The 20497-nt window shown below is 69.7% G+C and carries 16 protein-coding genes and 1 tRNA gene; 10 read left to right on the top strand and 7 right to left on the bottom strand.

Features of this window, described 5'->3' with window-relative positions:
* Entirely contained in the window at nucleotides 1–567 is a 567-nt protein-coding gene (locus tag ACIBG4_RS25920) for a TetR/AcrR family transcriptional regulator (protein WP_397204019.1), read from the bottom strand.
* 283 nt (nucleotides 568–850) lie between these two features.
* On the opposite strand from ACIBG4_RS25920, the gene ACIBG4_RS25915 reads away from it, so the two are divergent.
* The 5 genes from ACIBG4_RS25915 to ACIBG4_RS25895 all read left to right on the top strand — a co-directional run bounded on the left by ACIBG4_RS25915 (nucleotide 851) and on the right by ACIBG4_RS25895 (nucleotide 4972).
* A complete protein-coding gene (locus ACIBG4_RS25915) occupies nucleotides 851–1480 on the top strand; it encodes a helix-turn-helix domain-containing protein (protein WP_397204018.1) in 630 nt (209 codons plus the stop codon).
* On the top strand, nucleotides 1473–2891 hold the full coding sequence (locus ACIBG4_RS25910) for a pyridoxal phosphate-dependent decarboxylase family protein (RefSeq protein WP_397204017.1): 1419 nt from the start codon (nucleotides 1473–1475) through the stop codon (nucleotides 2889–2891). Before ACIBG4_RS25915 ends, ACIBG4_RS25910 begins: the two co-directional genes overlap by 8 nt.
* A complete protein-coding gene (locus ACIBG4_RS25905; protein ID WP_397204016.1) occupies nucleotides 2888–3493 on the top strand; it encodes an HAD-IA family hydrolase in 606 nt (201 codons plus the stop codon). Before ACIBG4_RS25910 ends, ACIBG4_RS25905 begins: the two co-directional genes overlap by 4 nt.
* A gap of 345 nt (nucleotides 3494–3838) precedes the next feature.
* A complete protein-coding gene (locus ACIBG4_RS25900) occupies nucleotides 3839–4489 on the top strand; it encodes a DUF1772 domain-containing protein (protein WP_397204015.1) in 651 nt (216 codons plus the stop codon).
* 171 nt (nucleotides 4490–4660) lie between these two features.
* Nucleotides 4661–4972, top strand: a complete 312-nt coding sequence (locus ACIBG4_RS25895; protein WP_397204014.1) for a hypothetical protein — start codon at nucleotides 4661–4663, stop codon at nucleotides 4970–4972.
* A gap of 79 nt (nucleotides 4973–5051) precedes the next feature.
* Here the strand turns inward: ACIBG4_RS25895 and ACIBG4_RS25890 are convergent, their stop codons facing one another.
* From ACIBG4_RS25890 to ACIBG4_RS25870, 5 genes are all read right to left on the bottom strand, one after another.
* Nucleotides 5052–5291, bottom strand: coding sequence for a hypothetical protein (locus ACIBG4_RS25890; RefSeq protein ID WP_397204013.1), 240 nt, complete (start codon nucleotides 5289–5291; stop codon nucleotides 5052–5054).
* An 83-nt stretch (nucleotides 5292–5374) separates the two neighbouring features.
* Nucleotides 5375–6928 (bottom strand): hypothetical protein, encoded by a 1554-nt coding sequence (locus ACIBG4_RS25885; protein WP_397204012.1) that lies wholly within the window; start codon nucleotides 6926–6928, stop codon nucleotides 5375–5377.
* Between the two features lie 208 nt (nucleotides 6929–7136).
* Nucleotides 7137–8000 carry a hypothetical protein gene (locus ACIBG4_RS25880; protein WP_397204011.1) on the bottom strand — a complete coding sequence of 288 codons (864 nt, stop codon included), beginning with the start codon at nucleotides 7998–8000 and terminating at the stop codon, nucleotides 7137–7139.
* 63 nt (nucleotides 8001–8063) lie between these two features.
* Nucleotides 8064–8137 (bottom strand) — tRNA-Met (locus tag ACIBG4_RS25875).
* Between the two features lie 141 nt (nucleotides 8138–8278).
* A complete protein-coding gene (locus tag ACIBG4_RS25870) occupies nucleotides 8279–8935 on the bottom strand; it encodes an HNH endonuclease family protein (protein WP_397204009.1) in 657 nt (218 codons plus the stop codon).
* A 220-nt stretch (nucleotides 8936–9155) separates the two neighbouring features.
* Here ACIBG4_RS25870 and ACIBG4_RS25865 point away from each other — a divergent pair, with 220 nt between their 5' ends.
* The 5 genes from ACIBG4_RS25865 (at nucleotide 9156) to ACIBG4_RS25845 (ending at nucleotide 17153) form a co-directional block, all read left to right on the top strand.
* Entirely contained in the window at nucleotides 9156–12455 is a 3300-nt protein-coding gene (locus ACIBG4_RS25865) for a protein kinase (protein ID WP_397204008.1), read from the top strand.
* Between the two features lie 221 nt (nucleotides 12456–12676).
* Nucleotides 12677–13588: a M23 family metallopeptidase gene (locus ACIBG4_RS25860; RefSeq protein WP_397204007.1), complete on the top strand. Its 912-nt coding sequence runs from the start codon at nucleotides 12677–12679 to the stop codon at nucleotides 13586–13588.
* 147 nt (nucleotides 13589–13735) lie between these two features.
* Complete coding sequence (locus tag ACIBG4_RS25855) at nucleotides 13736–14260, top strand: PadR family transcriptional regulator (RefSeq protein WP_310707678.1); 525 nt, start codon at nucleotides 13736–13738, stop codon at nucleotides 14258–14260.
* Nucleotides 14260–14943, top strand: a complete 684-nt coding sequence (locus ACIBG4_RS25850; protein WP_397204006.1) for an ABC transporter ATP-binding protein — start codon at nucleotides 14260–14262, stop codon at nucleotides 14941–14943. Before ACIBG4_RS25855 ends, ACIBG4_RS25850 begins: the two co-directional genes overlap by 1 nt.
* Nucleotides 14940–17153, top strand: coding sequence for an FtsX-like permease family protein (locus ACIBG4_RS25845; RefSeq protein ID WP_397204005.1), 2214 nt, complete (start codon nucleotides 14940–14942; stop codon nucleotides 17151–17153). The genes ACIBG4_RS25850 and ACIBG4_RS25845 overlap by 4 nt, the downstream gene beginning before the upstream one ends.
* Before the next feature lie 86 nt (nucleotides 17154–17239).
* On the opposite strand, the gene rpoB is transcribed toward ACIBG4_RS25845, so the two are convergent.
* Nucleotides 17240–20497: DNA-directed RNA polymerase subunit beta (gene rpoB, locus ACIBG4_RS25840; RefSeq protein ID WP_397204004.1), on the bottom strand; the 3258-nt coding region annotated here is incomplete at its 5' end.

Below are 20497 nucleotides of genomic sequence, written 5' to 3'. Positions count from 1 at the left end.
TCAGCGGGCGGGCGGCTGGGGGCGCAGGCCGTCCATGACGACCGTGATGAAGCCGTCGACCAGCTCGGGCGAAGCGGGTTGCGAGCGCGCGAACGCGTAGACGACCTCGCCGAGCATGACCATCGTGACGGCCGGATCGATGTCGGTCCGGATGCCGCCGTTCGCCCGGACCCCGGCGATCATCTCTTCCATGACCCGCACGAGCTCCGCCCGCCGAGCCGTGGTGGCGGGCAGGTCCATGCCGGTCAGCTGGTCATTGATCGCGTGGTGGGCGGACTGGAAGGCGATCAGCTCGGCGAGGAACGTCCGCAGTGCCTGCTCCGGACCGTTCTGCTCCAGCAGGTCCCTGGCGCGCCGCACCACCGGGCCGAGCAGTGCGGACACGGCCGCGTCGATGAGCGCCTCCTTGCCGCCGAAGCTGCGCACCACGGTGGCCGTCCCCACGCCGGCCTCCTTGGCGATGGACTCGACGGTGAGGGTGACGCCGGGCCTGGCCAGCAGCGCCTTGGTGGCCTCGAGCGCGAGCCCCCTGTTGCGTACGGCGTCGGCCCTGCGACCTGTTGACATCTGAAATGAGCCTTCTGTTTATCTGGAATGTATATTTCATTTATCGTAGCGCAGAGCGCGCAGGCCATCGACGTGGCCGAGCGCATGGGGGCGTGACGGCCTCCTTCGAGCACGCCGGCGTGCGCCGCTTCGACCTGGCCCCTACCACTCAGAGCAGGAACGACGCGACACCTTCCCCACCTGGCTGCACACCTACAACCACCACCCGCGCTCAAAGGCCAACCACCCGCCAGGCGACGGGGCGCCTTTCCTATAGTGGACTTCCTTCTCTATAGTGGAGGACATGAGTGACGGCACTACTTTGACCAGTGGACTGTCCATGTCCGAACTGGGGGCCAGGATCCGGGGCGAGCGCCGCGCCCGGGGTGTCAGCCTGGAACGGCTCGCCGAGCTCAGCGGTGTGAGCCGCAGCATGGTGTCCGAGGTGGAACGCGGCGCGAAGACACCGAGCGTGCTGGTTCTCGACCGCCTGGCAACCGCCCTGGGCACCTCGATCGCGCGGCTCTTGGACGAACCGGTGCGCCCCGACGTCGTGGTACTCGCCAGTGACCGGCAGCAGGTGGTACGTGACCCCGCCGGGTGGGAACGGCGGATCCTCTCCCCGGTCCTGCCGGACATCGAATTCGAGTTCATGCGCACCACCCTGGAACCGGGCGTGGACGCCGGAGAGTTCTCTCCGCACGCGCCGGGCTCGCACGAGTACGTGGCGGTGGAACAGGGGTGTCTGCGCCTGGTCGTCGACGGTGTGACCCACCGTCTCGAGGCTGGGGACGCGGCCTATTTCCCCGGCACCCGCCGGCACGCCTTCGCCAACGACTCCACGGGCGTGTGCGTGTACTACCTGGCCATGGCACTGGCCCCGGCAGCCGACCCCACGCGCCACCACACATCGGGAGGAAAGCACAGTGCATGACCTGCGGAAAGCAGCCCGGTCGGCGGCGGATCTCGCAACCGATCACCTGGCGTGCGTGGCAGAAGGACCGGTGTGGCGGCCGGTACCCGAGGCGGACCGCACATGGCTCACCCAGCAGCCGCTGCCCGCCGGCGGCCGCCCGCTGACGGACCTGCTGGACGAGGTGCGCGACCGCATCCTGCCGTATCCGATGGGCAACGGGCACCCCCGGTTCTTCGGCTGGGTCAACTCCCCGCCCTCGCCTGCCGGTGTCTTGACGGCTCCCCTGGCCGCGGCCATGAATCCCAGTTGCGCGGGCGGAGACCACGCCGGCGTTCTGCTGGAACGCACCGCTGTGCGGTGGCTGGCGGAACTGGTGGGATTCCCCCACCGCACGGGGGGCGGGCTGTTGACCAGCGGAGCTTCCATGGCCACCGTCGTGGCACTGGCCACCGCCCGCCACCAGGCGCTCCGCGACCAGGGCCACGATGTGCGCGAGGCCGGACTGTACGGGCAGCGTCCGCTGGCGCTCTACGTGTCCGCCGAGGCCCACAGTTGCCTGCGCAAGGCGGCCGAACTCCTCGGCCTGGGCACCCGACACCTGCGCACCGTCCCGGTCGATGCGGCATTCCGTATGGACACCGGCGAGCTGCGCCGTCTGATCGCGGCCGACCGGCGGGCCGGGGTGCGGCCGTTCTTTGTCGCCGCGAGCGCGGGAACGGTCAATACCGGGGCCGTCGACCCGCTGGACGACATCGCCGTGATCGCCGCCGAGCACGGGCTGTGGTACCACATCGACGGCGCCTACGGCGCCCTCGGCATCCTCGCCCAGGACGCCGCCCTCCGGTACGCCGGGCTGGAACGGGCGAACTCTCTGGCCCTGGACCCGCACAAGTGGCTCGGCGTCCCCGTCGACGCCGGCTGCGTCCTCTTCCGCGAGCCGGCCGGTGCACGCGACGCCTTCAGCCTGGTCCCGCCCTACCTGCGTGACGAGGATGCCGGGGAGCTCGGCTGGTTTTCCGAGTACGGCACCGAACAGACCCGCCCGTTCCGCGCGCTGCGCGTGTGGGCCACGATCGCCCACCTCGGACGGGACGGCATCGTTCGCCTCGTGCAGCACACCACGGCGCTCGCGCGCACCCTCGCCGAACTGGTCGAAGCCTCGTACGACTTCGAACTCCTCGCCCCGGCCGTCACGTCCATCGTCGCATTCCGCCACCGGCCGCCGAACCTCGACACAGACCGGGTGGAAGCACTGAACAAGGCGATCCCGGCCGCCGTTCAGCGCCGTGGGCGCACTTTCCTGACCGGCACGCAGCTCTCCGGTGCCGCGGCCCTGCGCGCCTGCATCCTGCACCCGGACACCACCGAGGACGACCTCACCCTCCTGCTCGGTGAAATCCGGGCCGCCGCGCGCGAGGTCACCGCATGAGCCCCCGGATTCTGGTTCTCGATCTCGGCGGCGTCCTGTTCCACTTCGACCACGCCCATCGCCTGCAACACATGGCCGATATCTTCGCGCTTCCCGCGGACAGCCTGGACGAGTTGCTGTGGCGGTCCGGGTTCAGCGCCGAGTGTGACTCGGGCACGTACCCGCACACGGCGGATATCCGGGTCCGTATCCGTGCCGCCACCGGCTTCACCGGCAGCGACGACGACCTCGACACTGCCTGGTGCAGCGCCTTCCGGCCCGATTATGCCGTCCGGGAGATGCTGGAACGCCACCGCGGCGCACGGCAGTTGGCGCTGTTCACCAATAACGGCCCGCTGGAGCAGGAGACGCTGCTGCGGCTGTACCCCACGATGTTCGACTGCTTCGACCACCTACTGTTCAGCCACCGCCTCGGACACCGGAAGCCCGCCCTGCCCGCCTTCGACGCCGCTGCGAAACAACTGGGCGCGTACCCGGACGACATCCTCTTCGTCGATGACAGCGCCGCCAACACCGACGCAGCCCGCGCCGCGGGCTGGACCGCCCTCCACTTCCAGGGCAGAGAGACCCTCGAACAAATCCTGCAGTCCCGAATCCGGTGATGCCACGGCACGCACGCCGTTGGTCGACCGCACCCCGGAACCTGTCCGGCCGCTACCGAGCAGCCCGGCTTGGGCTCCAGCCGGTCGATAGAACCGCGGGGGGTCTCGCCAGGAGCCGCCGTCGTCCGTACGCCTGGAGGCCGCCATCGCCAGGAACGTCGCGCACTCCTGGCGCATCGTCGGTGAACAGCACTTACTCGGACACCTGCTCACCTCCGTCCTCGACGGCTGCAACGCCCACCTCGCGGACGGCGTCCGGCGCGCTTTGGGCCGCGCTCCGCGCGACTTCGCCGACCACGCCCGCCGCACCGCCGCCACCGGCATCTGGAACGAAAGGCAGCACGTATGAAAATCCTGCTGCAGACCACCCTGATACTCACCGCCCTCGCCACCGGCCTGATGGCCGGCCTGTTCGCGGCCTTCGCCTACTCCGTCATGCCGGGCCTGGCGCGCTCCTCCGACCGCACTTTCGTCGAGGCGATGCAGAACATCAACAAGGCCATCCTCAACCCCGTCTTCATGCTGCCCTTCATGGCCACGGTCCCCCTGCTCGGCCTTGCCATCGTCCTGGCCTGGCGCGGCCACGGACGGCCCGCGCTGCCGTGGCTCATCGCCGCGCTGGCGCTCTACCTGCTCGCCTTCATGGTCACCAGCGGTCTCAACGTCCCCCTCAACGACCAGCTCGCCAAGGCCGGCAGCCCCGACCACGTCAAGAACCTGGCCGCCGCACGCGAAGACTTCGAGAGCAGCTGGGTCGCCTGGAACATCGTCCGCGCCCTGCTCCACACCGCCGCCTTCGGCTGCCTGCTGTGGGCACTGATCGTCTTCGGCGCGCACCGGACCCAGCAGACCGCGGCCACCGCGCCCCCGGCCCAACGACCGCTCGTCGCGCAGCACCACGGCAGCAGCGCGCACGCTGCCACTGGGCGGACGGCGCAGGCAGGACCGATGCCGCAGGGACCACAGGCCCGTTGGACCGGTGGCCCACGCCGGTAGCCCACCGGCAACACCGCCTTCGCCGGTCCGTCCTCTTACGCCGTACTTCCGGTCGATTCGCCACAGGCAGGTGCATGCACCGCCCGCGCCCACAGCCGACAGCCCCCACAAAGCCGAGGATTCCGCCGCATCATCACGAGCACCACCAAACCGCCTCTCCCGGTCATCGCGATGCTGGGTGAGCCGATCGTGCATGCCGAGGACATCCGGCGACCGCTGGGCATCCACCATGACTACCCGATCGAGACCCTCACCCGGGTAGCCGACTGCTACCAGAGCTCGGACCTGGTCGTCGCCGCCAAGAGACGGATCGCCGGCCTCCGACTCGTCGCCACCGACAGCCCTTTCACCACGGGCTCCGGCCCGCTGGTGTCCGGCACCACCCTGGCACTGGTGATGGCCACGACCGGACGCTCCGTGTACTGCGATGAACTTGACGGCGACGGCGTCGAAATCCTGCGCGATCGGCGCGACATGACATGACCCGGGGCTCGAAGCCGGCTATTCCGTTGCCTCAAGACCGGGGACCGCTGCGGACACAACGGGCGCCGCAGATCATCGATCAGACCAGGAGACACAGAGTTTCGGGCGTTTCCCAGGCCGTCAGATGCCGCTCTGGGTCGGCTTCCTCCTGCGCGAACTGGTTGATCAGCTCGGCGAGAGCTCGCCGGTCCTGCAGGAGGGCGATCACCGGCTCCAGCAACTGCATCGAGGCCTCGGCGATGGCGTCGTCTTCGCTGAGATCAAGCCTGATGACGATCTCCGTGAGGGCTTTGGCGAGGGTGCGTTCAAGCGTGGTCATGACGGGGTTGTTGGGGCTCTTCCTCGACGCTGCGACGATTGCTGCGGCTCGTCCCGCGTCAAGATCGTTCGTTCAGCGAATGTCTAAGGCCGTGGATCTACGATGCGCAGCATCTCGATGAAGCCCTCCACTCGCGTGAGAGTCTCCTCGTCCAATGGGTCGGGAGCGAAGTGCATCAGCTCGTTGCGGACCGCACGAATGAGTTCCAGCAGCTCGAGGAAGAGCGCGTGATCGAGCGGCCATTCCAGCCGACTCCAGTGCGCGGACGAGGCGAGCAGATGCTTGTAGGCTCCCAGCATCAGGTCGTTCGCCGAGCTGACCCGGGCGGCCAGGTTCCCGGGCGCGGCCTGCCGGAGTTCGTCGACGGTGAAGACCTCGTCCGCTCGCCTCCTCAGTCGTCGCTCTGCCTCCTCCACCAGGACGAAGGGCCGGGCCAGATGACCGAACTGCTGCGTCAGGTCAGCCGCGGTGATGATGCCGGTCACCTTCTTGTCGGAGTCGCAGACGAAGACGAAGCCCTTGTTGTAGATCTCGCTCACCTGGCTCAGCAGGTGTTCGTGATGGTCCACCAGGCCGGCGGTCCGGTCCACCGCGTCGGAGACGGTGCGGAGTTTCTGGCCCCGCATGGACGCTTTGCCGATGGACTCCCAGCTCAGAGCTCCGCGCAGGGTGCCGTTCTCGTCGATCACGGCAAGCTGTGAGTACTTGCCGCTCAGCATCTTGGTATGGGCGATCTTGAGCTCGTCCTCCAGGCGGACGGAGGCCACGCCCTTGTTCGCGGACTCCAGGACGCCGACCTGCAGGGTGATCGCGGGAAGGTCCGAGGCGTCCTCGACGTCGGGTTGCAACGACTGGCCGGGAACCTCCTTGATGCTGTCGGGCTCTTCGCCCACGGGGAGAAGCTCGATGACGTTGTCGAACCAGCCCTCGGTGAAGGACGGCCGCGTCGTCACCCCCTTGGCGACGAGATCCGCCTCGATGCGGGCCACCGATGCCGAGGTGCGGCGGGTGACTCCCCAGCGCTTGAGGAACTCGCGAATGGTCAGCCGGATCGGTTCGCCCGTGCTGTTGGCGATGACTCCGTCGAGAAGCTCGTGAGGGGTGGCGAAGCCTTCGAGCATGGCCATCTCGTCCGGGGTGGGACCGGGGTCGATGCCCTTCTCGGCAAGATGGGCGATGCGTCGCGGGGCGCCGAAGCGGCTGAGAGCGCAGACCGTCAGCAGGGAGCTCATGCTATTGCGTAGATCTTGTTCGATCGCGCTCCGGGAAATGTCCGTACGCAGCCATTCCACCGGTCGTACCTGGCGGAAACCGTACTCGGCGTCGCTCTCGTAGCGATATGGCCCGGCGAATCGTCCCACCGCAACGGCCGGCCGTGTCTTCAATGGGCACACGATGAGATCACCTTCGCGAATTTCCCGAAGGAACCGCCACAACTGCCCCGTCCAGTTCGACAGAGTTGCTTTCCCCTCGTGGGGGTAGTTCTCCCCTACCGTCGCTGCGATGTCCGTCCGGCTCTCGCAGGCGCTGAGATCGCCGAGTCTCGACCAGCCCAGAATCGCCAGTCCCTTGTCCAGGGCGACGTTCTCCCGTTGTCCGTCCTCGCCGAGTCGGACCAGCCAAGCCCGTGACGTCATCGGCACCGCTCCCCATGACCACCATTTGATGTGGTCAACGTAACACCAAAGACAGCCGTTGAAGCATGGAGTTGCCGGTGCCGGCGACCCCAGTGCATATGCGCAAATTCCCGCACTCTCATATAAAGGCGGGCAGTGCACCTTAAACGGACGGCATCAAAGTCGAGTGAGAGATGCCCTGCCGGCTGTCGGGTGGACAAGGGCGGTGTCAGGCGTTCCTGTCACCGCAGGCGTCCGGCGCGCGGCTGCACAGAACGGGGAGCCTGCTTGTCGCATCCAGCACCACGCGTTCGCCCAGCGGCTCATCGAGCCGGATGACGTCCTGGCCGGACCTGCCGGTGCCCGCGCAAAAGCCGTCGCCCTGATCGGGGACGTCGAGCCCCAGGACCACCACGTCCGGCTTCTCGCTGATACGCAGGCTGACGTCGAGCGGCCTGCCGGTGCAGGAGCCGTAGTCGTAGTCCACCAGCAGCGTGCGCTCGTCCAGCACCTCGAAGTCGTTGACATGCTGGTCGCCGGACATGTGTCTGCCGATGGCCTCTTTGAGGGTGTCGATCGCGTTCCGATCGACCGCGACCTGGTCGATCGGGCCAGGCAGGTCCGAGAAGTACAGTCGCCATGCAGGCACGGTGGCAATCCCCCGGACGGTGTTGAGCCGCATCGTGGTGTAGGCGGCTCCGGTCAGGTGGTATGCCTCGTCGTCGGGGAAAGTGTCTTCCTCGGACCAGGGAGACAGGGCCATCAGCGCCTTCCGCGGCTCGATCACGGGGACCCGCATCGAGGATCCGTCGTCCCAGCGGACCTGTGCCTCGGCCGGCCCGGCGGGAAGCGGGCCGTCCACGACCCAGCCGTACTCCTCATCGTGCTGGATCTTCTTGAGCACGTCCGGAGGTATCGCGCTCAGGTCGTCGACCGGGACGAAACCATTGCGCCAGATCTCCGCCGCACCGCTGATGCGCCAGGTCCAGACGGCTTGCGCGGCGTGATCTTCGAACGCGGGACGTCCGATCAGGAACTGCCCTCCGCTGAGGAGCAGCACCACGGCCAGAAGTGTCGTGATCAAGCGCAGCATCTGGTGATCTTGCCAGCTCATGGACGACGACGCTGAGCGCGGTTCGCGACGGGGCGACCTGAGTACCTGCACCAGGACTCGAACCTGGGACCTCCGCATTATGAGTGCGGCGCTCTCGCCGACTGAGCTATGCAGGCTTCGGCGAGATCAACTGTCCCAGGAACGGACCACCGGAAGCCACCCGTTTTCAGGAGGCGGGCTACCACCTCACCGAGCCCGAGCCCGGACCCGAGCCCGGACCCGATCAGAGCCCGCCTGACCGGGCCCGGTTCCCGGTGTCAGCGGCAGGTGCGGAGCATGTTGAGCAGGGCCACCTTCTCGCTCCGGGTCACGAACAGCCGGTAGTGGTGCTTCACGGTGATCCACGAGGTCGCGTAGCGGCACCAGTAGGCACGGCGCGGCGGCCGCCAGCTCTGCGGCCCCTGCCCGCCCTTGGCGATGTTGGCGGAGTGGCTGACCGTGACGAGCTCCGGCCGGGTGAGGTCGTTCGCGAAGGCCCGCCGCCGCGCCTCGCTCCACCTGCGGGCCCCGGAGCGCCAGGCGTACGCGAGCGGCACGACGTGGTCGACGTCGACCTGCCGCTCGCTCTTCAGCCGCTTCCCGTCGTACGGGCTGTACCAGATGCCCTTGACCGGGTGGCAGGCCGCGTTCTTGCGCACCCGGCGCCCGTCGCGTGCCAGGACCACCTCGCGCACGTCGCACCTGCCCTTGTGGTGGGCCCAGCGCGGCTGGAACCGCCGGTGGCTGTAGCCGCGGATGGATAACGGCCGGGCCACCCTCAGGTCGGCCAGCATGCCGCGGGCCAGCGCACCGGCCTCGGCCTGCGATCGCTTACGCGGGGCGGCCGCCGCCGGCGGGGTGGCGATGACGGCGGCGATCGGCAGGGCCACGAGGGTGAGCACGGCGAGTTGGACTGCCCGACGCGAGTAGATCATGTTCCACCCATACCAGGGATCCGCCGCCTGCGGCAGCGATACTCGACGCACGAAAGAGTGAGGTGAGCGTCTCCCGCCACGACCATCTGGCGGGATCGGCTCAACTGGCCGCGGCGGATCCCGCGGCCGACCTGTACTTCGTCGGTGACTGATCGCACGGTAGAAGCGGCAGCGGGCGGAACGCGCAACTTCGGCGGAAAGCGATGCGTCTAACCCGTCCGTGAAGCCCTTGACCGGCTCGGACCCGCAGCGGATCGGCGACTACTGGCTGGCCGGACGGCTGGGCGCCGGTGGCCAGGGCGTGGTCTACGACGCCTACCATGACGACGGCAGGCGGGTCGCGCTCAAGGTGCTGCACGCGGCCGACCGGGACCGGCTGGAACGCGAGGCGACCGCGGCCCGGCGCGTCGCGTCATTCTGCACGGCCCGCGTGCTGGACGTCGAGCTGACCGGCGACAAGCCGTACATCGTCTCCGAGTACGTCCCCGGGCCCAGCCTGCGCTCGGCGGGGAAGATCTTCGCGGGCGACGACCTGGACCGGCTGGCCACCGCGATCGTCACCGCGCTGACCGCCATCCACGAGGCGGGCGTGGTGCACCGTGACCTGAAACCGGACAACGTGCTGCTCGGCCCCGACGGGCCGCGGGTCATCGACTTCGGCGTCGCCAGCCTGATCGACATGTCGACGACCGGCGGGGTGGCGGGGACGCCCACGTACATGCCGCCCGAGGTCTTCACCGGGCAACGGGCGGGCATGGCCGGCGACGTGTTCGCATGGGGCGCGATCATGGTGTTCGCGGCCACGGGGCAGGATCCGTTCAGGGCCGACAACCTGGGCAGCGTCCTGCACCGCGTGCTCTCCTCACATCCCGACCTCAGGGCGATGCCGCCGCGGCTGCGCCCGCTGGTCGAGGCGGCGCTGGACAAGGACCCCGCGGCCAGGCCCGCCGCACGCGACCTGCTGCTCGCCCTGGTCAGCGGCGACGGCTCCGACACGCGCGGGCTCCTGCGGCAGGGCGGCCGCGCCGCCGGCGGCCTGCACGTGACGCACGAGGCAGACCCCGCGCTGGGCACGCTGGCCGAGGACGCCTACGGCACGCTCGGACCGGAGGAGCGCGAGCTCGCCGCCGCGGTGTTCCTCCGGCTCGTCTCGGTGACGGAGGACGGGCAGGAGACCGGCCGGTGTGCGGCGCTCGGCGAGCTGTTCGACGGGCGTACGGAGCAGGAGGCGGCGGCCGTCGCGCGGATTCTGCGCGTCTTCTCCTACGTGGTGGCCGAGCGGGACGGGGCCGTGGCGCTGTCGCGGCCGGCGCTCCTGCGGGCCTGGCCGAGGCTGCGGCTCTGGGTAGACGCGGAGCGCGCCGGGCTGGCCGTACTGACGAAGATCAACACGGCGGCGAGGCGGTGGGACGCGCACGGCAGGAAGGACGCTGACCTGCCGCAGGGCACGCAACTGGAGCAGGCGCTCACCTGGGCGGCGACCGGCCGCCGCCACGTGACGCTGACCCCGCTCGAGCGTGACTACCTGCGGGCGGGCACCGAGCTGACGAGGAGGCGCGGACGCCGCAGGACGCTCACCATCGCGGCGCTGGCGGGGCTGCTCGTGGTGGCGCTGGTGGCGGGCGGCCTGGCCGTACAGCGGGGCCAGGAGACGGCGCGGCAACGTGACGAGGCCACGGCCCGGCGGGTGGCGCTGGAGGCGAACGGCATGCGGGCCGCCGACCCCGTGGCGGCGATGCTGCTCAGCGTGGCGGCCTGGCGGCTGCACGACGACGTCGACACGCGCGGCAGCCTGGCGCTGGCCAGGTGGCAGCGGGAAGTCGCCGTGTTCGACGACTCCTGGGCCGATCCTCAGGAGACGTGGGCGATCGGAGGAGGCGGCCGCGCCGTGGCCCTGGTCGGGCCGTCCGGGGTGCGCCTGCTCGACCCGCGTGACGGAAGGCGGATCGGCGGCTGGGCGTCCCAGGAGTTCCGGCTGGTGACGATCCACAGCGCGTCGCTGAACCGTACCGGCAGGTTGCTGGCGGTGGTCACCAACCAGAGCATGACCGTGTGGGACACCCGGACGGGGCGCAGAATCCGGGAGATGCGTGACCCCGAGCTGTACCTCGGGATCGGCACGTTCTCCTTCACCGAGCAGGAGTCGACCCTGGCGTACTCCTTCAGTGCGCGGAAGACCGTCCACCTCTGGGACGTCGTACGGAACCGGCGCTCCGAGCAGGCGGCACAAGACTGCGCGGTCAGCCCGGACGGCACGACGCGGGCCTGCGCCGACAAGGAGGGCGGTCTTCGCCTGTACGACGTGGCGAACGGGAAGCGGCGGGCGGAGGGAGAGTGGCAGCCGGTCACGGCGCGGCCGGCGCTGCGTTTCAGCCCCGACGGCAGCCATGTGGCGGGTTTCACCGGCAGGACGGTGCTCGCCTGGCGGGTGACCGACCAGCGGCAGGTGCTGGAGTACAAGGCCGACAGCGACGTGGTGGATGTGCGCGCCGACAAGGACGGGCACACGCTGTGGGTGCTCGCCGAAGACGGCCTCCTGGCACTCGACCTGCGTCCCGTGGAGCCGGTGTCCTCCGTCGGAGAGCGCGGCACGGACACGGTGCTGAGCCCGGACGGCCGCGTCGCCGCCGTCCTGGACGAGGACCGGCCGGTCACGCTCTGGGACGTACGCGCCCACAGGCTGGTGGCTCGGCTCGGGACGCGCGACACGTCGGCCGCCTTCGACCCGGCGGGCAGGACCCTGGTGACCGGCGGCCGGACCCTCCAGGGATGGGACGTAGCCACCGGCAGGCGACTGTGGAACGTGCCGCTCAACCTCGACCTGAGCCCCGGTGCGGTGACGTTCAGCCCGGACGGCACACGCGTCGCCATCGGCCAGACCCCCTACGGCGACCAGGTCCCCGGCATGCCGGCCTCGGGCGAGCTGCTCGTGGTCGACGCCCGCACGGGTGCGAAGATCATGACCTCCGCCAGCCTGACGGACAACGCGGTGTTCTCGGCGGACGGCAGGCGCCTGTTCACCGCCGACGGCGAGACCATCGACCTGGGAACCGGCAGGAGAACACCTGTGGCGATGCGCGCCCGGACGATGAGCCACGATGGCACGATCGCCGCCGACATCCCCTACGGCCGTGTCCAGCTCTGGCGTGACGGCCGTCTCCAGCGGACTCTCCTCCGCGGCGACCGGGAGGCCGGGCTTGTCCGGATGGTCTTCGACGCCGCGGGCCGCCTCCTGGCCGCCGCCGGGGACGGCGGCACCGTGCAGGTGTGGGACGTGGCGGCGCGCAGGCGGATGGGGGGCGCGTTCCTGCTTCGGGGAGCGGACATCACGTCGCTGGCGTTCGCCGGGTCGAGCCTGTATGTGGCCGATGCCGCCGGCCGGATCTTCGAGATCACCGTGGACCCGGGGCGGATGGCGGCGGCCACCTGCGCACGCGCCGGACGCACGCTCACCAGGGCCGAGTGGGAGCAGCATTTCGAGGGCCTGCCGTACAGAAACGTCTGTCCGAATAAGGCATGACCAGATCCATGATTTTTGGCGTGCCTGACGGCATACTTGTTCATCGGCTCATGATCGCTCGGCGCCGACGGCCGGCCCGGCCCGGCAACCGGCGATAAAAGCCGCAAAATTTCATTTCGACAAAGATTGATGAAGAGAACTTTCAACGGTAGCTTCTTGATCGACCTTCTGGGCGCCCAACCGTATCCCCCCATACGAAGCACCTGTTCAGAGAGGTGAGCATGCCCACACCCCCCAGGCCGGCATGGCCCAAGACCCTCATATCCGCCATCCCCCTCCTGCTCGTCGGCCTCACGGCCGTCCTGCTTCCCCAGGCCGCGTCAGCGCAGAGCAGCAGCGCCCTGGCCGTCTCCCACAAGAGCCCGTTCAACTGCGGGAAGACCTTCTACGCCAACAACTGGACCGGGACCCCCGCGCACAACCCTTCCGGCTCCATCGACTGGCAGGACTACGGCAGCGACGACATCAACGGCGAGACGGTGCGTGCCACCGCCGCCGGCACCGCCTACTTCTACAACGCCGGAAGCACGAGTTACGGCCAGTGGGTGGAGATCCGTCACAGTGACGGCACCAGGACCCGCTACGCCCACCTCGCGAGCATGGTGAAGTCGGCCGGCAGCTCGATGAGCGTCAGCCAGGGCACCGTGATCGGCACGGTCGGCTCGACCGGCGGCTCCAACGCCCCGCACCTGCACTACGAGCAGCGGACCTCCGGCGGCGCGATGGACACCAGCCCGACCGTCGAGGGCGTGACCGTGTCCCTGGGCCAGAAGAAGGCCATCACCAGCACCAACTCCTGCGGCGGCAGCGGCAACCCGTACACCCCCGAGGAGGTCTGCGGCAGCGGTTACTCGGTCATCGACTCGGCGGCGCTCACCGGTGGCCGCGTGTACCTGCTCTACAACTCGGGCAACGGCTACAACTGCGTCGCGACGCTGAAGACGACGAACCTCAGCTCGTCGACGTCGATGTCGGCGTTCCTGGAGCCGCAGGGGTCGAGCAGGACCACCGACTCCGGCAGCTACCAGTACTACGCGGGTCCCGTGAAGCGCTCCGCGTCGGGGCAGTGCGTCAAGTGGGGCGGCTCGATCGGCAGCAGCACGTACACGAGCGGCTTCGAGCACTGCGGCTGACCGGCCCGGCCGGCATGAGGTGATCGGTCGCCGGCGGAGCCTCGCGAGAGCTCCGCCGGCGACCGATTCCGTACGAGAGCTGTCGCCGCCCGGAACGGGAGCAGGCGCGTATCACTGGCGGATATACACTCAGAGTATATTCGTTCCATGAGCGTCCCTCTTGCGCTGCTCGGACTCCTGGAGCGGGAGCCGAGCCACGGTTACGACCTGAAGCGCGACTACGACACCTACTTCGGCAGGGGCAAGCCCCTGCCCTTCGGGCAGGTCTACTCCACGCTCGCCCGCCTGGCCAGGGACGGCAAGGTCACCGCCGGGCAGAACGAGCCGGGCGACGGCCCGGACCGCAAGCAGTACGTCATCACCCCGATCGGCAAGGACGAGGTCGAGGCGTGGCTGGCCGAGCCGGTCGCGGCGGAGCCGTACCTGCAGACGGTGTTGTTCACGAAGGTCGTGCTGGCACTGATGCTGGGCCGCGACGCGGCGGGCTACCTGGACACCCAGCGCGCGACGCATCTGCGGCGGATGCGGGAGCTGACCGAGCTGAAGCGCGACGCCGCGCTGGTCGACATGCTCCTCGCCGACCATGCCCTGTTCCGCCTGGAAGCCGACCTGCGGTGGATCGACGTCACGCAGGCCCGGTTGGGGGCCCTGGCGGAGACGGTGCGCCGCTGATGATCGTCAACGCGCTCCTGCGCGCCGAGGGGATCAGCCGCTCCTACGGCAACACGCCCGCGCTGCGGGAGGCCAGCCTGTCGGTGACCGCGGGCGAGACCCTGGCCATCATGGGTCCCAGCGGCTCCGGCAAGTCGACGCTCCTGCACTGCCTGGCCGGGATCTTCACCCCGGACAGCGGCGAGGTGTGGTTCGACGGGCGGCGGCTCGACACGCTGGACGACGGCCGCCGCAGCGAGCTGCGGCGCACCGCCTTCGGCTTCGTCTTCCAGTTCGGTCAGCTCGTGCCCGAGCTGACCGTGGCCGACAACGTGGCGCTGCCGCTCCTGCTCGGCCGGACCAGACGCAGGGCCGCCTACGCCCTGGCCGCCTCCTGGCTGGAGCGGCTGGAGCTGGGCGGCCGGCGTACCGGGGAGCTGTCGGGCGGGCAGGCACAGCGCGTGGCGATCGCCAGAGCGCTGGTGACCCGCCCGCGGGTGATCTTCGCCGACGAGCCGACCGGCGCGCTCGACTCACTCACCGGCGAGCACGTGATGGAGCTGCTGGTGGGCCTGGCCCGCGAGGAAGGCGCCACCGTGATCGTGGTGACGCACGACGCCCGGGTCGCCGCCTGCGCCGACCGGGAGGTCGTCGTGCGCGACGGCAAGGTGACCGACCCGTACGCGAGCGGGATCGTCCGATGATCCTGCTGGGACTGCGGTTGTCGCTGAGCAGCGGCAGGGAGACGGCGGCCCGGCTGTCGCTGATCGCGGCCGGAGTCGCGGTCGGCGTCGCGGTGCTGCTGGCCACGCTGTCGCTCTTCAACGCCTTTCAGGCCACCAACGACCGCCCCTGCTGGGAGTGCACGCAGGGCACGGCGCCCAGCGGCCGAGCCCTGGACGCCACCGCCGGCGGCGCGCTGTGGAACCTGCGCGAGGACTACTACGCCGGCCGGCGGATCAGGAGGCTGGACGCGGCGGCGCTCGGCGGCCGGGCACCGGTCATCCCCGGGCTGTCCCGCATGCCCGCCCCCGGCCAGTACTACGCCTCGCCCGCCCTGGCCGGGCTGCTGGACTCCGCGCCACGGGAGGAGCTCGCCGACCGCTTCCCGGGAACGCGGGCGGGCCTGATCGGCCAGGCCGCGCTGTCGGGGCCCGACGAGCTCGTCGTCGTGGTGGGGCGGACGCCGCAGCAGGTCGCCGCCGTGGTCGGCACCCGGCAGGTGGACACGGTCGCCACCGAGCCCGCGGTGGACGGCAACACGGAGGCCTATCAGGTCGGGTTCGGCATCGCCGCCGTCGGGCTGATCGTCCCGCTGCTGGTGCTCGTGGGCACCGCCACCCGCCTGGCCGCCGCCCGCCGCGAGACGCGCTTCGCCGCGATCAGGCTGGCCGGCGCCACCTCCCGGCAGATCAACACGCTCGCCGCGGTGGACGCCGCGCTGGGCGCGCTGCTCGGCGCGCTGGCCGGCGTCGTGCTCTTCCAGCTCGTACGGCCGGCGGTGGCCGCGGTGCGGGTCACCGGGTCGCGCTTCTTCCCCGAGCTGGCCGTCCCGGCCCCCTGGCAGTACGCGGCCGTGCTCGCCTGCGTGCCGCTCGGTGCGGCCGGCGCCGCGCTGTGGTCGCTGCGCCGGGTGCGGATCTCACCGCTCGGCGTGGTCAGGAAGGCCGCCCCGCCGTCGCCGAGGGCCTGGCGGATGATCCCGCTCCTGGCCGGGCTGGGGCTGTTCGCGGGCCCGGCGTTCCAGGGCGGCAAGCTGCACGCCCTGCCCACCGGCGCCGGGATCGCCCTCGTCATGATCGGCCTCGTGCTGGCCGGGCCATGGCTGACGATGCTGGCCGCGCGCCTGGCCGCCCGGCTGACCCGCGGCGCGGCGACGCTGCTGGCCGCCCAGCGCCTGGCCGCCGACCCGAAGGGGGCCTTCAGGTCGGTGAGCGGGCTGGTGCTGGCGGTGTTCATCGGGACGACGATCGCGGCGCTCGTACCCGCGGTGGTCACGGGCCAGCAGGCCGTGGCCGGCGGCACGCTCAACGGCGTGCTGGGCGCCACGTTCTCCCGGCCCGGCATGGACGGCCTGCCACCGCGGGCGGCGGCGGACCTGCTCGCCCGGCTACGCGCCCATCCCGGCGTGGTCGTCCTGCCCATCTACGCCAGGGCGGACCTGGAGAGCCTCGGCCCGCCCCCTCACGACGCGCCGCCCGCGACCTCCGTCGTCGAGTGCTCGTCCCTGGCTCGCTTCCCCGTGCTCGGCCGCTGCCCCGCGGGCGCGCAGGCCGTGCTGGGCCGTTTCGACCGTCTCGTCGGTGCCGACAACCCTCTCTTCATCGACAAGCTGCTCCCCCTGGCGGGAGCCACCAGCCAGTCCGTTTCCGCCACCGGGCTCGACCTGACGGCCGTCATGGTCCGCACGGACGACACGGCGACGCTGGAGCGGCTGCGCACCCTGCTGGCCGCCTACACCGCCCAGGCGCCGATGACCTTCGCCGAGGTAGCCCAGGTCAGGGCGGACCTGTACACCCGGGCGGAAAGCGTCGCGCTGGCCATGGTGGCGCTCACCCTGATCGCCGGCGGCTGCAGCCTCGTGGTGGCGGTCGGCGGCGGCCTGGTGGAGCGCAGGCAGCCGTTCACTCTGCTGCGGCTGGCCGGGACGCCCACGCGCACCCTGGCCATGGTCGTGCTGCTGGAATCGGCGCTGCCGCTCGTCCTGGCCGCCGTGCTCGCCGCCGGGGCCGGCTTCGGCGTGGCCGAACCGCTCATCGACCAGCTCGCGATGAGGGGCGCCTCCCTGGCGATGCCCGGACCGGTCTACTTCGCGTCCGTCGGCGGCGGCCTGGCCGCCTCCCTCCTGGTGATCCTCACGGCCCTGCCGCTGCTCAGACGCATGACCGCGCCCGACAACGCGCGCTTCGAATAGGAGCCCGTCAAGAGCAGGCCGTCCGTCGCCGGGCAGGCCGTCCCGGCCGGTCTCGGGGACCGGCGGGACGACCTGCCGTGACGTCGTCAGATCTCTTCCACGCTGCTCGGCTCACGCCGGGACAGGTCGATACCGAGCTCCTCCGCGGCGCGGAAGACGTCCTCGTCGGTGTCGCGCATCTCGATCGACATGCCGTCGCTGGACAGCACCTCGACGTTGAGACAGAGCGACTGCATCTCCTTGATGAGCACCTTGAAGGACTCGGGGATGCCCGGTTCCGGGATGTTCTCGCCCTTGACGATGGCCTCGTAGACCTTCACGCGGCCCAGCACGTCGTCCGACTTGATGGTCAGCAGCTCCTGCAGCGCGTACGCCGAGCCGTACGCCTCCAGCGCCCACACCTCCATCTCACCGAAGCGCTGGCCACCGAACTGGGCCTTACCGCCGAGCGGCTGCTGGGTGATCATGGAGTACGGGCCGGTCGAACGGGCGTGGATCTTGTCGTCGACCAGGTGGAGCAGCTTCAGGATGTAGATGTAGCCCACGGCGATGGGATACGGGAACGGCTCGCCACTACGGCCGTCGAACAGCCGGGCCTTGCCGCTCCCCTGCACCAGCCGATCACCGTCACGGTTCGGGACGGTGGCGCCGAGCAGGCCGACGATCTCCTCCTCGTGGGCGCCGTCGAAGACCGGGGTGGCCATGTTGGTGCCCGGCTCGATCTTCTCCAGGCCCCGGTCGCGCAGCCGCTCGGCCCAGGCCTCCTGGATGCCCGAGATGTCATACCCTCTGGCGGCGATCCAGCCCAGATGGAACTCCAGCACCTGGCCGACGTTCATCCGGCCGGGCACGCCCAGCGGGTTGAGGATGATGTCGACCGGAGTGCCGTCCTCCAGGAACGGCATGTCCTCGACCGGCAGGATCTTGGAGATGACGCCCTTGTTGCCGTGCCGGCCGGCCAGCTTGTCGCCTACGGTGATCTTGCGCTTGTGCGCCATGTAGACGCGCACCAGCTCGTTGACCCCCGGCGGCAGCTCGTCACCCTCCTCGCGGGAGAACACCCGCACCCCGATGACCTTGCCCTCCTCGCCGTGCGGCACCTTCAGGGAGGTGTCACGGACCTCGCGGGCCTTCTCACCGAAGATCGCGCGCAGCAGCCGCTCCTCCGGCGTCAGCTCGGTCTCACCCTTCGGCGTGACCTTGCCGACCAGGATGTCGCCGGGGACGACCTCGGCGCCGATGCGGATGATGCCGCGCTCGTCGAGGTCGGCCAGGACCTCCTCGGAGACGTTCGGGATGTCCCGGGTGATCTCCTCCGGGCCCAGCTTGGTGTCACGGGCGTCGACCTCGTGCTCCTCGATGTGGATCGAGGAAAGGACGTCGTCCTGCACCAGCCGCTGGGACAGGATGATCGCGTCTTCGTAGTTGTGCCCTTCCCACGGCATGAACGCCACGAGCAGGTTCTTGCCCAGCGCCATCTCGCCGTTGTCGGTGCAGGGACCGTCGGCGATGACCTGGTTGACCTCGACCCGGTCACCCTCGGCGACGATGGGCCGCTGGTTGAACGACGTGCCCTGGTTGGAGCGCCTGAACTTCGCCACGCGGTACGTCGTCCGTGTGCCGTCGTCGTTCATGACGGTGATGTAGTCGGCGGAGATCTCCTCGACGACGCCCGCCTTCTCGGCGCTGACCATGTCGCCCGTGTCGGTGGCCGCCCGGTACTCCATACCGGTGCCGACCAGCGGCGCCTCGCTCCTGAGCAGCGGCACCGACTGGCGCATCATGTTCGCGCCCATGAGCGCCCGGTTGGCGTCGTCGTGCTCCAGGAACGGGATCATCGCCGTCGCCACCGACACCATCTGGCGCGGCGACACGTCGATGTAGTCGACCTCCTCGGCACGGGCCAGCTCGGTCTCACCGCCCTTGGTGCGGACCAGGACGCGCGTCTCGGCGAACGACCCGTCGGCGTTGAGCACCGTGTTGGCCTGCGCCTTGACGAAGCGGTCCTCCTCGTCGGCGGTGAGGTAGTCGATCTGCTCGGTCACCTTCCCGTCCACGACCTTGCGGTACGGCGTCTCCACGAAGCCGAAGGCGTTCAGCCGCGCGTAGGAGGCCAGCGACCCGATCAGGCCGATGTTCGGGCCCTCCGGGGTCTCGATCGGGCACATCCGGCCGTAGTGGGACGGGTGCACGTCACGGACCTCGAAGCCGGCGCGCTCGCGCGACAGACCACCGGGGCCCAGCGCGTTCATACGCCGCTTGTGCGTCAGACCGGCCAGCGGGTTGATCTGGTCCATGAACTGCGACAGCTGCGAGGTGCCGAAGAACTCCCTGATCGACGCCACGACCGGGCGGATGTTGATCAGGGTCTGCGGCGTGATGGCCTCGACGTCCTGCGTGGTCATGCGCTCGCGGACGACGCGCTCCATGCGGGCCAGGCCCAGGCGGACCTGGTTCTGGATCTGCTCACCGACGCTGCGCAGGCGGCGGTTGCCGAAGTGGTCGATGTCGTCCACCTCGACGATGACCTCGCGGTTGACGCCCGGCATCGAGTCCTCGCCCGCGTGCAGGCGGACGATGTACTCGATCGTGGCGACGACGTCGTCCTCGGTCAGGGTGCCCTGGGTGATCTCCGAGTCCACCCCGAGCTTCTTGTTGACCTTGTATCGGCCCACCTTGGCGAGGTCGTAGCGCTTGGGGTTGAAGTACAGGTTCTCCAGCAGGGTCTGCGCCGACTCCTTGGTCGGCGGCTCGCCCGGACGGAGCTTGCGGTAGATGTCGAGCAGCGCGTCGTCCTGGCCGGCCGTGTGGTCCTTCTCCAGGGTGGCGCGCATCGACTCGAACTGGCCGAAGCGCTCGAGGATCTGGTCGTTGGTCCAGCCGAGCGCCTTGAGCAGCACGGTGACCGGCTGCTTGCGCTTGCGGTCGACGCGCACACCGACGCTGTCGCGCTTGTCGATCTCGAACTCCAGCCAGGCGCCCCGCGACGGGATCACCTTGCACCCGTACAGGTCCTTGTCCGAGCCCTTGTCGACGTTGCGCTCGAAGTACACGCCCGGAGAGCGCACGAGCTGGGAGACCACGACACGCTCGGTGCCGTTGACGACGAACGTCCCCTTCGGGGTCATGAGCGGGAAATCGCCCATGAACACCGTCTGGCTCTTGATCTCACCGGTGGTGTTGTTGATGAACTCCGCCGTCACGAACATCGGCGCGGAGAAGGTCATGTCCTTGTCTTTGCACTCATCCACTGAGTACTTGGGCGGTTCGAACCGGTGGTCGCGGAACGACAAGGACATGGTCCCCGAGAAGTCCTCGATGGGACTGATCTCTTCGAAGATCTC

The sequence above is a fragment of the Nonomuraea sp. NPDC050383 genome, assembly GCF_044459125.1.
GTDB lineage: Bacteria > Actinomycetota > Actinomycetes > Streptosporangiales > Streptosporangiaceae > Nonomuraea.
Note: the sequence above shows the minus strand (reverse complement) of the source record. Positions and strands in the feature narration are given on the sequence as shown.

What these genes read in the sequence shown, in the direction of transcription:
- ACIBG4_RS25860 (WP_397204007.1), top strand. Translation starts at nt 12,677, where the DNA reads ATGCCCACACCCCCCAGGCCGGCATGGCCCAAGACCCTCATATCCGCC.
- ACIBG4_RS25890 (WP_397204013.1), bottom strand. Translation starts at nt 5,291, where the DNA reads ATGACCACGCTTGAACGCACCCTCGCCAAAGCCCTCACGGAGATCGTC.
- ACIBG4_RS25885 (WP_397204012.1), bottom strand. Translation starts at nt 6,928, where the DNA reads ATGACGTCACGGGCTTGGCTGGTCCGACTCGGCGAGGACGGACAACGG.
- ACIBG4_RS25845 (WP_397204005.1), top strand. Translation starts at nt 14,940, where the DNA reads ATGATCCTGCTGGGACTGCGGTTGTCGCTGAGCAGCGGCAGGGAGACG.
- ACIBG4_RS25895 (WP_397204014.1), top strand. Translation starts at nt 4,661, where the DNA reads ATGCTGGGTGAGCCGATCGTGCATGCCGAGGACATCCGGCGACCGCTG.
- ACIBG4_RS25905 (WP_397204016.1), top strand. Translation starts at nt 2,888, where the DNA reads ATGAGCCCCCGGATTCTGGTTCTCGATCTCGGCGGCGTCCTGTTCCAC.
- ACIBG4_RS25850 (WP_397204006.1), top strand. Translation starts at nt 14,260, where the DNA reads ATGATCGTCAACGCGCTCCTGCGCGCCGAGGGGATCAGCCGCTCCTAC.
- ACIBG4_RS25920 (WP_397204019.1), bottom strand. Translation starts at nt 567, where the DNA reads ATGTCAACAGGTCGCAGGGCCGACGCCGTACGCAACAGGGGGCTCGCG.
- ACIBG4_RS25870 (WP_397204009.1), bottom strand. Translation starts at nt 8,935, where the DNA reads ATGATCTACTCGCGTCGGGCAGTCCAACTCGCCGTGCTCACCCTCGTG.
- ACIBG4_RS25880 (WP_397204011.1), bottom strand. Translation starts at nt 8,000, where the DNA reads ATGCTGCGCTTGATCACGACACTTCTGGCCGTGGTGCTGCTCCTCAGC.
- ACIBG4_RS25855 (WP_310707678.1), top strand. Translation starts at nt 13,736, where the DNA reads ATGAGCGTCCCTCTTGCGCTGCTCGGACTCCTGGAGCGGGAGCCGAGC.
- ACIBG4_RS25915 (WP_397204018.1), top strand. Translation starts at nt 851, where the DNA reads ATGAGTGACGGCACTACTTTGACCAGTGGACTGTCCATGTCCGAACTG.
- ACIBG4_RS25900 (WP_397204015.1), top strand. Translation starts at nt 3,839, where the DNA reads ATGAAAATCCTGCTGCAGACCACCCTGATACTCACCGCCCTCGCCACC.